Genomic DNA, 12114 nt, shown 5'->3' on the forward strand with positions numbered 1-12114 from the left:
CCCGAGCCAATCAGGCTACCCTGAATACGCCAGCCTTCGAGCTGGCTTTTTTACGGCCATTGCGTGACGCGGCGAGCCCCGCTTCTCCGTGTCGGCATTTGGCGGTCGTGGACGATGGAGCAACGGCTCGATCCGGCGTTCCGGCCGGAATGAAGCCCGAGCCAACCGGGTCGTCTTAAGTATCCACCACACATTTCCTTTGATAGCATCTACCTGTTGTATCGGGGGCCGCCCGCCGTCGCGCTATTCGACGGCGGCGCAACGTAAATAATCGACCACAGGCACCGGGCGCAGGATCGCCATTCATGGCGGCATAGACGCACCGGCGAGTTAGACCAATGGAACTACGGATACACCGTACGGGGCTGACGGCTGCGGCCGTCGATTCGAAGCACGCGCGCTCGACGTTCGCGCGACCAAATAAACGGCATGTGGCGCCGCCAACCTGCTCGGCTTCGAGCGCCGGGCTCAGCATCGTTTTCAAACTCGTCGCCGCCTTCGCGTTCGCCGTTTTGTTCGCCGGCAACGTCGCGGCGTCGCAAGCGCCCGGCATAGGCATCGACGATCTCCGCACGGCGGATCGTATGACCGACATCGTCGAAAAGGGCCAAAAAACCGCCTACGATCAGGTGTTGACCGCCTATAAGCAAGCGATCCAAGCGCATCCGGACGACCCGGTGTTAGCCCTCGCTGCATGCCGCTTCAGCGAGCATTTCGGCAGCGTGGACGATTCGCCTTGGGCCGATGCGGCATGGCAGGACTTCCGCACCTGCGAGTCGACGCTCGAAAAGCAGTATCCGTCCGATACGGATATCGCCCTCTTTTTGCTCGAGCATAAGGCCGCCAAACCGGCGATCGATTTCGGCGAACCGCTGGTCAAGCGCTCGTCGCATTGGACGGTCCTTCAGCAAGCGCGCCTGCATGCCGCCCTAGCACGCGCATACGCGCAGGCGAAGGATGAGGAGCGCGCGGGGAACGAGGCGATTCTCGCGACGCACCTCGATCCCGCCAATCTGCAACTCGTCCCGGCCATGCGCTACCTCGCGAAGAAGGGCGAAACCGACGAGGCGGCCAAGCTGCTTGCCGCGGCGCCGGTCCCGAAGTTCTGGTGGCAGGAAACGCAACGAATCAGCGCCGCGGCGGAGCTTTTGCCTGGCAATGCCGCAAAGGATGAGTTGCATCGCGCGCAACAGGCCGGCTTGAAGATCGACGCCTACACAGCGGCACGAGCGCTGGAACACGTCGGCGATGCGAAGGGTGCCGACGCGCTGCTGTCCGCCGATACCGCTTCGCGCAAAAACGAATCGCCGCAAAACCGGCAATTCCGTCTCAACGTCGCATTCGATGCCGGTGATGCGAAGACCGCGACCGCCATCATCCGCGATCAGTATGCGTCGACGCACAATGCGACGCCGCTTGCCTCGGCCTATGCGCACCTGCTGCGCCTCGATCCGTCCGTGGCCGGTCGTGCCGACCTGTTTCCCCTCGCCGTCAGTCTCATCACCTACCTGCTTGGCATTGCCGCCGCGCCAGCGCTGTTGATGTTTCCTGCCCACTATCGCGGTACCGTACGACATCGAATCGGCAAGGACTGCACGCCGCTGTTCGAACGTGTCGGGCTGCGGCATGCGTGGCTCGGGCTGTCGATTCTTCTGCTGGCGCTCTATGCGGTGACGATGCTTCGTTTCGGCGGGAACGCATCGGTGTCGCCGACGAGCGGCGTTGCACGCGTCGATTGGCAAACGCGCGTCGCGGTGTCGTATCTGTGGACACTGTGTTTTGCCGCGGTGGGACTCGTCTCGGTCGGAAGGCTGCTTTCATGGCGCGAGTGGCTGGGTACGGGCAAATGGAAACTCGCGTGGTTGCTGCTTCCCGCTGCGCTCCTTGGATACGATGTATTTCAGTGGTTGGCGCACCGCCACGGGCCGCAGTTCACCTGGTCTAACGCGACGTGGGCCGTTGCACTTTTGCATGGCGCCGTGTCGCTAGGGGGCGTGCCGCTCGCGTTGATCGTGCTGTCGTTGTGCGTTCCCATCATGGAGGAACTGGTCTTTCGAGGTTGTCTGTTAGGCGGCTTGTCGCGGCATCTGAGCTTCGGTTGGGCCAACTTCGTCCAAGCGTTCGTGTTTGCCGCCATGCATCAGGACGGCACGCATTTCTTTTACCTCCTTGCGATGGGGGCGACCGCGGGGTGGCTTACGAAGAAGACCAAGGGATTGGCCGTGCCGATCTTGCTACACGCTGTCAATAACGCCATCTTCGTGTTTTCGCTCACGGGTACGTAGCGGTTAGCCAGCCCGTCTCTCGGCCGGCCTCGCGCCGGCTTTTTTGTGGCGTTACCCGGCCCTCGAGTTCGCCTGCGTTTCGACGCGGCGTCAATTCGGGCGCCTTGTCGAACATGGCGCGCGGTGTCGATCGGGACCTTCGTCCTTGTTTTTTGGGGCATTGCCATCTTCAATAAGTCGGTCGGGACGACTGGCATGCTCGGCTCCCGCTAGGCCCATTACCCTTGAGACTGCCAATGAAGAAACTGATCAACGATCCGTCCGCTGTCGTCCGTCAGATGCTGGAAGGGATAGCAGGGCAAGCCCCCCATGTCGCGATACTCGGCGATGAGAACGTCCTCGTTCGCCAAGGGCTCCCCGAACCGGCGAAACGCCCCGTTGCGCTAATTTCGGGCGGCGGGAGCGGCCATGAGCCGGCGCACGGCGGGTACGTCGGCGACGGCATGCTCAGTGCCGCCGTCTGTGGCGAGGTATTTACGTCCCCGTCCACCGATGCGGTGCTCGCGGCGATACGCGCGACAGCCGGCGAGAACGGCGCATTGCTGATCGTCAAGAACTATACGGGCGACCGTTTGAACTTCGGCCTCGCGGCCGAGTTGGCGCGGTCGGAGGGGATACTGGTGGAAATCGTGACGGTGGCGGACGACGTCTCGCTGCGCGGTCGGATCGACCGCCATCAGCGGCGCGGTATCGCGGGAACCGTCCTAGTCCATAAGATTGCCGGCGCGGCCGCGGCGAAGGGGTACTCGCTGGAACAGGTCGCCGCCGCTGCGCGCAAAGCGGCCGCGAACCTCGGAACGATGGGGGTCGCACTCGACGGATGTACGTTGCCGGGGGCGGAGAAGGCCGGCTTTCGTCTGGCGGACGACGAGATCGAACTCGGCCTCGGCATTCATGGCGAGAAAGGCGTCGAGCGTACTGCGCCGATGAAGGCCGACGAACTGACGGAAACGCTGCTCGCCAACATCGTCGAGGACTTGGCGCTGAAGGGCGGCGAGCGTGTTGCGTTGTTGGTGAACGGGCTGGGAGCGACGCCGGAGATGGAATTGGCGGTCGTTTTACGCGATGCGTTTGCGAGCCTTAGCGCCAGAGACGTCCAGATCGAACGAGCGTGGGCCGGCACGTTTTTGTCGGCGCTCGACATGCCGGGTTGCTCGATTTCCCTGTTGCGTCTCGACGACGACATGCTGGCGCTGCTGGACGCGGACACGCAAGCGCGCGCATGGCCCGGCGGCGGGGCGGTCAATCGGCACATTCGTGTCGAGCCCGCCGTTTCAGCACGAGCATCGGAGGCGGGCGCGCCGACAGCGGCCGATCGCGACGACCGGGGATGGTCCAACAGGTTCCGGCCCGCGCTGGAAGCCGTTGCGCATGCGCTGCTCGACCAAGAAGCCATCTTGACCGACCTCGATTCGAAAGCGGGTGACGGCGATCTCGGGGCGAGCATGCGACGCGCGGCCGAAGCGATTCTGGCCGTTCCCGCTAGCGAGCTGGGGGCGCCCGACAAGGCGCTGGCCGCGCTCGGCATGGCGTTGCGTCGGGCGATCGCTGGGAGTTCGGGGCCGTTCTATGCCACGGCGCTGTTGCGGGCCGCGCGCGTGCTTGCCGATCATCCGAGTCCCACGGCGGCGAATTGGGCGGCGGCCATGGCGGGGGCGGCCGACGCGATCGGCGAATTGGGCGGGGCGAAGCCGGGAGATCGCACGATGCTCGACGCATTGGTGCCCGCCGTCGATGCCTTCGACCGAAGCCTCAAGTCGGGCCTGGAGGCTGGCGAGGCTTGGGCGGCTGCAGTGAGTGCCGCGGAGTCCGGCGCACAGGAGACGGCGCATATGACGCCGCGCGCGGGGCGCGCAAGTTATCTCGGTGCGCGCGCGATCGGCTCGCCCGACGGCGGCGCGGTGGCCGTCGCGTGCTGGCTGAAGGCTTTGCAGCCGTATATCGGCACGCGTTAGGCGGTACCAGCGCGGCGACGCGTCGGCGCGACTCCCCATGCGCCCGCGTCGCTGCCGTTGACCCGGTGCCGTCGGTTTGAATGACGGGTTGCCGGTGCATCGCGACATCGCGACATCTCGACCGAGCCAATAGTGAGCTTATTCGGGAACTCGATGCCTCCACGAGCGAAGCGCATTGGGAAGTGCGCAATCGATTGCGTGACCGAAATCCTCGATTCGATCGATTTCGTCTTCGGTCGAGACAGATCTTTGTCAATTCCGGAGCGTTAAGAATTATCCCTCGGCCGCCACGTGGCTCATTATCAAGTCGCTGCGCATATGCGCAGTTACTTAATAGGAGCTAACGATGCACGATTTTTCCCAAAAACAAACGGTTCTCGGTTTCACGAACGCATCATTGCCGGAATTTGTTGCTGCACGTGTCCAGGGATATTACGAAGATAGAGTGGCGCGAAGCTGGGGCGGCGGTCACATTATGCGCGGACGGAGGCCAGGACTGGACGCGTTGCACCTATCGAGCAACGATTATCTTTCGATTTCCAAACACCCGAGAATTCTGCACTCGATGAGCGAGGCGATTCTGGCCGACGGCAATGGCTTGCTGATGTCGGGAATTTTCTTGCACGGAGAGAATCCGCTTTTAGCGCTGGAAGATCGACTGGCCGACTTCTTGAGGTCCGAGGCTTCGATTTTGTGTCAATCGGGTTACGCCGCAAATACGGGTTTGCTCCAATCGATTGCGTCTTCCGGAACTCCGGTCTATATCGATATGCTGGCCCATATGTCGCTATGGGAAGGCGTGCGCGCCGCGGGCGCCAACGCGGTAGGCTTCTTTCACAACGATGTGGATCACCTGGAACGGCAAATTCGCCGAAACGGGCCCGGTGTCGTCATCGTCGATTCCATATACAGCACGAACGGCAGTATGTGTCCGTTGACTGCTATTGTCGATACCGGCGTCAGTCATGGCTGCGTGCTCGTTGTCGACGAATCGCATTCGTTGGGGACGCACGGCCCGGGTGGCGCGGGGTTAGTCGTCGAGCTTGGCCTGGCAGAGCGCGTCCATTTCAGGACTGCGAGCTTGGCGAAGGCATTTGCGGGACGCGCAGGCGTTATCGCATGCTCGAGACGATTTCAGGACTATTTCAAGTTCGAATCGCGCCCCGCGATCTTCAGCTCTACCTTGCTGCCGCACGAAATTGCGGGTATCGACGCGACAATCGGGGTCATCGAGCACGAGACATGGAGGCGCACCAAGCTCGCATCGAACGCCCACTATTTGCGCACACAGTTGACACAGCTCGGCTACAACCTAAACGGCAGTGTGAGCCAAATCATCGCGTTGGAATCCGGTACTGAAGAGAGAACGATCGTTTTGCGCGACGCGCTCGAGTCGCGAGGCATATTCGGTTCCGTCTTCTGTGCGCCCGCCACCGCCCAGAATCGTGCGCTGATGCGGTTGTCCGTTCATGCCTCGCTGAACCAAGAAGAACTGCAAAGAATCGTCAGTGTTTGCGAGGCTATTCGCGACGAGGTAGGGCTCGATCAGTGGGCGTCGACACGCCGGATGCGTGCGACGCCACGCGCCACTGCGAAAATCGGAGCCGAGGAGTGCGCGGCGTAATGTTGTGCAGCGGCTAGCGGAGCCGCGCGTGGGGCTCATTCCTATGAGCCCCACGCGAGTTGCGCCCCACGATCGAGTTGGTCCAAGTAGTCGTCGTACGGAAAGATTGTCCCGAGATCGAGGCCTTGGGGGCGTTCGATAAGCGCGCACGAGTACATTTCCTGTCCCTGTACGACGAACGAGGGATGCATATATCTGCGCCACGATTCTCGCTCGATCGGAAAGATGCCATCCGATTCCCAAAAGTAGGGCACGCTGCGGCGCTCGTCCAATTCCACAAAAAACTCGGAAGGAGCGTCGCGCTCGATGGCGATTTCGCGTGCCGCCCGTAGGGCGTCTTCCGCATAGACCACGAATAGGAAAGGCGTAGCGGCACCGTCGAGCATGAGTAAGCCAGTCGGGCGAACCGAAACATAGTGCTCGACGATATCGAATTGTTTAAAGATCTCCCGTGCTTTTGTCGCGAACGCGGGATCGCTAAGAAAGCGGTATTCCGAGAGTGCCAGCGCATCGACGACTGTGCTCTGTGTGTGGCGCAAATAGGCGTCCTTCATTTCGTCGATGGCCTGGTTCAACGCCTCGAATGCGCCAGGGTCCTGTTTTCGAATAAAGCGATCGATGATGCCCTCGTTGAAGCCCTTGACCGCGAGGTGCTCGTCGGCTTTGCCGGTTAGCACAATCTTTTTGAGGGCCGGATGCTTGATGCGTCTGCACAGTTCGAGACCGTTCATGTCCGGCATGTCGTAGTCGACGACCAGAACCGACGTGCATTCGAAGCGCCGGGCATTGTTCACCTGTCGGCGGATCGCATCGATACGCATCGCGATGACTTCTTGATCGTCGCTTTGCTCGGCGCGATCGTGGTATCGAGCGAGGAAGCGCTCGGTGGTCGGCGCGAACGCCGCGGCATTGTTGACCGCATCCAGCGCGTGCTCCGCTGAATTGAAAAATCGAAATGCGAGCCGTGCGTCGAGCTGAAGGCTTAAATTGGCGAGAAAATTCGCGTTGTCGTCGACAAAGCCCACGGTGGTCGGAAAGGCGAATGGCTGGATCATGATCGTTGTGGTGGTACAGGAAAGGTCAGGACAAACTCGGTGTACTCGTTTTCCGTCGACGTACATTCGATTGCGCCGCCTATCGAACGCAGGACATCGCGGCAGAACGCCAAACCGATACCTGCCCCGAGCGAAACGTCATCGGTCTGCTCGGAGGATGTGTAAAACCGCGTGAAGATATGAGGCAGCACGCGCGGAGCAATGCCTGCCCCGTTATCGCGGAAGTAGAGATAGTTCAGGTCGTGCCCACGCGCTAGGCGAATGGAAATTTTCGAGTCCTCGACGTTCCTGCGGGATCTAAGCGCGTTCTTGATTAGATTGAACAGCACATGCACCATCAATGTCTGTGAGCCGTCGAAAATGAAGTCGTGGGCAACGTCGGCCTGCACGTGATCGCGCTCGCGATCACGGAACGGGTAGCGCTCGAGCGCCGTGCGAATGCATTCCGCCATGGAGCAAGGTTGCATGGGGTGATCGCAACCGCTCGCGACCCTGGCGTTAACCAACAACATATCGATCATCGAGTTTGAAAGCAGCGCTTCCCGCTCGATGCGCTGAAGCACGCCGTGCATCGACGATAAATGCGCGAGCCTAATTTTCGGGACGCTAAGCCCGCTGCCTTGAGCCACGTCGTAGCATTTGAGCAGCGTGGGCAAAAAACGAGCGAGGCCCGACGCGCCCGCGCGAATCGCAAGCAGCGGGGTGCGCAGTTCGTGGGCCACGCTTCCGGCTGTGGCTAACATCGCGCGCTCCTGTTCCACCCGAATGCGCGCGGCGTCGTAGTTGCCGATCGCGCCAATGGCGACGGCGAAAGAGAAAATCGCCAGTTGCGCAAGCAGCGACGCTCCGAGATGGGGCGATGCGGTGGTTAAACAGTACGCGAGCAATGCGAGACCGACACCGGCGATAAAACTCAGTATCAGTACGAACCAAGCGAGCAGCAATACCATCACGAACGATGCGATCAGTGCGCTCTCCACCCACACGCTCGACGCATCGTTCTTGAGCAGCATGAAGGTGAAGAAGAACGGCAACGCATAAACGTTCGCGGCGTACCAATAGTGCGGAAGGTACGGCTTTGCCCTCGCAGGCCAGCGCTTGTGCAGCAATATGGGCACGTAGAGCGCGGAACCAATTAGGCGGAGCGTCAGATTCTCGTAGGGCTGTGGAAAGACGTCGTGCCAAACGTAGTAATAGAGCGGGAATCCGACGATCGCGAGTACAGCAAATGGCAGCAACCGCTTCTGAGCGTATTGCATGTTGCGCAATGCAGGTGCAAACGCGTTGCTAACGCCTCGTCGCATCCGATCGCTTAGGCGAAGCAGGAGCATAGTGCCTCTCGATGAGTCGAACGGAGTTTCTGAAATTAATGCGCGAGTATTGTGCACCAATTGTGCGTGGGTGCGGGCCATGACGAGTAAAAATATGACCGACGATCCCTCGCTGTCCACGCTAACTGCCGTATGAGCCGGGTGAATCCGTGCTGGTTTGGAGATGGAATTCATTTGCCGTCGCAATCGAGTTTAAAAAAACTCATTTGACAGAAACTAAACCTCGCTCCTTTTTGGGATGCCTTCGTCAACGCACCCGACCGTTGCGCTTGTTGTTGGCCCCGTTCGCGCACGGTCGGCGGCCGGCCTCTAAACATGAGGCTTGGTATTCAGTAACAACATAAAGTCCGATCATTTTGGCATCGCCCGTCGAATTTGCGCATGCTGGGCACGTGCGCACAGCTCGCCCTGCGCGTGAGTACGTTTCCACGATGGATGCGGCGCGGCAAGGGGTGAACCGTTTCCACCCGTGTTCACGCCGCGCAGCGCGGCTCTAGTTCGATAAAAATTTCCGATTCTGGTTTGGCTTATCTCGGATATTAAAATAGTTGATGTAAATAGTGCCGTTTTCACGCCACCGGCGCTCATATCCCAAAATGCATTCCAACTCCCCCTTGTAGTCAGGCTACTTATGCACTATTACTAAGCCCGGAGTTTCGCTACATCCCGCGGTAACCCGATTTCGCCGGTGTCGTGCGCCGGCATCAACGGCGATCCGCGCCGCATGACCGAGTTTCATCCGTAAGACGCTTTGTACCGAGACGGCCGTCTCGAGCTTTCGCTCGCCCTTTTGCGGCGTCATGCAAGAGCAGCAAAGCGGTGCATACCCATTAATCACGGAGACAAACCCATGCAGGTCAAGCGCTTATCCCTTGCTATCGCTTCAGCCGCACTTTGCGTCTTCGCGCAGAGCGCATCGCATGCCGCCGCGCCGGCGGCGGACAACGCATTCATGGACGACGTGGCGCACCGTCGCGCCGACATGCTCGTAAAGCAATTGACGCTCGACGAAAAGCTGCAATTGATCCACTCGGAGTACCAGATGAGCGACGTGCCGGGCGGTGGCGCGGGCTACATCCAAGGCGTGCCGCGCCTGGGCATCCCAAGCATCGACATGGTCGATTCTGCGACGGGCTCCGGCAGCACCGTTCAGCCCAGCACCACGTTCCCCGCCACCATCGCTCTCGCGGCGAGCTGGGATCCGATGCTCGCTTATCGGTTCGGTGCCGTTATCGCGCATCAATTGCGTAAGCAAGGCTTCGCCATGGGCCTAGGCGGCGGTACGAACCTCGCGCGCGAGGCGCGCGGCGGCCGCATGTTCGAATACCTCGGCGAGGACCCGGTATTGGCCGGCGAAATGCTCGCCGCGCGCACGCGTGCCACGCAGGACAACAAGGTCATTGCGACGATCAAGCACTACGTCGGCAACGAGCAAGAGACCAACCGCATGGGCGGCAACGATACGATCGACGAACGCACCCTGCGCGAACTCTATCTGCTGCCCTTCGAACTCGCGGTGGAACAGGGCCGGCCCGGTAGCGTGATGTGCAGTTACAACAAGATCGACGGCGATTACGCTTGCGAAAACCAGCACGTGCTGAACGATGTGCTGAAGGGCGATTGGCGCTTCCCCGGGCAAGTTCAATCCGATTGGGGCGCCGCCCATAGTACGGCGAAGGCGATCAACGCGGGCTTGGACGAGGAAGAAGACGTCGGCCCGACCGTGTTCCTCACGCCTGCGCTCGTCAAGCAAGCCCTAGACAGCCATCAGATCACGCAAGCGCGTCTCGACGATATGGTGCGTCGCAAGCTGTACGTGATGATCCGAACGGGCGTCATGGACGACCCGCCGAAGGGCGGGCAGCCGATCGACTTCGACGCCGCACGCACCTTCGCGCAACACGCCGAGGAGCAATCGATCGTACTCCTAAAGAATCAGGATCGTCAGTTGCCGCTCGATGCCGCGAGCGTGAAGCATATCGCCGTCATCGGCGGCCATGCGGACGTCGGGGTGATCACGGGAGGCGGTTCGGGCGATACGCGCGATCCGGTGACGGGCGCCTTCCCCGGCTGCGGCGGTTTGACGTTCCCGACGTCGACCGGATGCAGCTGGTGGCCGAACCCGTGGATCAAGCTGCCCACGCCGATCACGACGGCACTGAAGAATCTCGCGCCGAATGCGACGGTCACGTTCGCGGGTAGCGAGGACATGAACGCGCCGTTCAGGGCCTACACGCAGCAGGAGATCGATGCGGCCGTGAACCTGGCGCGGCAGTCGGATGTCGCGATCGTGTTCGTCACGCAATCGGGCGGTGAGGACTTCGGCGAGTTGACGAGCCTAGCCCTCGCTAATCCGTCCAACCAGGATGCACTCGTCGAAGCGGTCGCGCAGGCGAATCCGCACACCGTTGTCGTGGTGGAAAGCGGCAATCCGGTGTTGATGCCGTGGAAGGATCAAGTTCCCGCGATCGTCGAGGCGTGGTACCCCGGCGAAGGCGGCGGCAACGCGATCGCAAACGTGCTCTTCGGCAAGGTCGATCCTTCCGGCAAACTGCCGGTGACGTTCCCGCTGCGCGACGCCGATACGCCGACATGGAACAACGGCACGATCGCGCAAAATCCCGTGTATTCGGAAGGGCTCAAGATGGGCTATCGCTGGTATGACGCGGAGCATATTCAACCGATGTTCCCGTTCGGACACGGCCTGTCGTATACGCACTTTGCCTACTCGGATCTGCGCGTTCATGAACACCACGATCACTCCGCCACCGTGTCGTTCACGCTACGCAACGATGGGTCCGTGGCGGGCGCGGAAGTGCCGCAGGTGTATCTCGCTGGGCTAAACGATCCGGTCGAACCGCCGAAGCGGCTGGTCGGATGGGAGAAGGTCAGCTTGAACCCCAGCGAAGCGCGTAGGGTACGCGTGGAAATTCCCGCGCAAATGCGGCGTGTGTGGGATACGAATCGAAACGGTTGGAAGCTCGCCACCGGCGGACAATTCTACGTCGGTGCATCTTCACGGGATATCCGGCTCGAAGAGCATTGATCGGTAGCCGGCAACGCCCCACGTTCGCATCGTTCTCTATCGTTCGATAACGACGAAGACCGGCCGAGCTTGTCTCGGCCGGTTGCGTTCTTGCATTCTTGCGTTCTGGCGAATGCGAAAACCGTCGACCAACAGTCGCTTCGCCAGCCCCTTCGCACCCCCGCCGAAAAAGCCTATCGCCCGCATAGAAAATGCCAATTGGGGAACGGTACGGTGTCGTCCTAGATTGAAGTAGGCGGCGCTCCCTGCGGAGCGTGGCCGCGCACACCCATCCCCGATACCGCATAAGACATCGGCCACGTGCCTCGCGCCGCGCGCCGGTCCACGAAGGAGGCTCACAATGGCTCAGTTGAAAGGCTCCAAGACGGAAGACAATCTCAAAGCGGCGTTCGCCGGCGAGTCGCAAGCGAATCGCCGTTATCTTTATTTTGCTGCGAAGGCCGACGTGGAAGGCCAAAACGACGTTGCCGCATTGTTCCGCTCGACGGCGGAAGGCGAGACCGGCCACGCCCACGGTCACCTCGAATATCTCGAGGCCGTAGGCGATCCGGCAACCGGTCTGCCGTTCGGTACGTCGCGGCAGAACTTGCAGGCGGCGATCGCGGGCGAGACGCACGAATACACCGACATGTACCCCGGCATGGCGAAGACGGCACGCGAAGAAGGATTCGAAGAAATCGCCAACTGGTTCGAGACGTTGGCGAAAGCCGAACGCAGCCACGCCAATCGTTACACGAAAGCGCTCGAGGCGTTATCGGATTAAGGACGGCACGCCCACCGCAACATCGCCCCTATCGTCCGTTCGCGCGCCGCCGAAT

7 protein-coding genes are annotated in these 12114 nt (G+C 60.9%); 5 read left to right on the top strand and 2 right to left on the bottom strand.

What is annotated here, in order from left to right:
* Nucleotides 1-338: 338 nt before the first annotated feature.
* From ACTHN9_RS12965 to cqsA, 3 genes are all read left to right on the top strand, one after another.
* Complete coding sequence (locus tag ACTHN9_RS12965; protein ID WP_440537166.1) at nucleotides 339-2285, top strand: lysostaphin resistance A-like protein; 1947 nt, start codon at nucleotides 339-341, stop codon at nucleotides 2283-2285.
* A gap of 236 nt (nucleotides 2286-2521) precedes the next feature.
* Nucleotides 2522-4240 carry a dihydroxyacetone kinase family protein gene (locus ACTHN9_RS12970; protein ID WP_440537167.1) on the top strand — a complete coding sequence of 573 codons (1719 nt, stop codon included), beginning with the start codon at nucleotides 2522-2524 and terminating at the stop codon, nucleotides 4238-4240.
* Between the two features lie 346 nt (nucleotides 4241-4586).
* Nucleotides 4587-5864 (top strand): alpha-hydroxyketone-type quorum-sensing autoinducer synthase, encoded by a 1278-nt coding sequence (gene cqsA / locus ACTHN9_RS12975; protein WP_440537168.1) that lies wholly within the window; start codon nucleotides 4587-4589, stop codon nucleotides 5862-5864.
* 41 nt (nucleotides 5865-5905) lie between these two features.
* Here cqsA and ACTHN9_RS12980 read toward each other — a convergent pair whose 3' ends face one another.
* On the bottom strand, nucleotides 5906-6919 hold the full coding sequence (locus ACTHN9_RS12980) for a response regulator (protein ID WP_440537169.1): 1014 nt from the start codon (nucleotides 6917-6919) through the stop codon (nucleotides 5906-5908).
* The gene (locus ACTHN9_RS12985; RefSeq protein WP_440537170.1) at nucleotides 6916-8424 is read right to left on the bottom strand and encodes a sensor histidine kinase; all 1509 of its coding nucleotides are present in this window, start codon (nucleotides 8422-8424) and stop codon (nucleotides 6916-6918) included. Before ACTHN9_RS12985 ends, ACTHN9_RS12980 begins: the two co-directional genes overlap by 4 nt.
* A gap of 676 nt (nucleotides 8425-9100) precedes the next feature.
* Here ACTHN9_RS12985 and ACTHN9_RS12990 point away from each other — a divergent pair.
* Both ACTHN9_RS12990 and ACTHN9_RS12995 read left to right on the top strand, forming a co-directional pair.
* Nucleotides 9101-11296 carry a beta-glucosidase family protein gene (locus tag ACTHN9_RS12990; protein ID WP_440537171.1) on the top strand — a complete coding sequence of 732 codons (2196 nt, stop codon included), beginning with the start codon at nucleotides 9101-9103 and terminating at the stop codon, nucleotides 11294-11296.
* A 340-nt stretch (nucleotides 11297-11636) separates the two neighbouring features.
* On the top strand, nucleotides 11637-12059 hold the full coding sequence (locus ACTHN9_RS12995; RefSeq protein ID WP_440537172.1) for a rubrerythrin family protein: 423 nt from the start codon (nucleotides 11637-11639) through the stop codon (nucleotides 12057-12059).
* Nucleotides 12060-12114: the final 55 nt, after the last annotated feature.

It is taken from the genome of Trinickia sp. (genome assembly GCF_051953405.1).
Taxonomy (GTDB): domain Bacteria; phylum Pseudomonadota; class Gammaproteobacteria; order Burkholderiales; family Burkholderiaceae; genus Trinickia.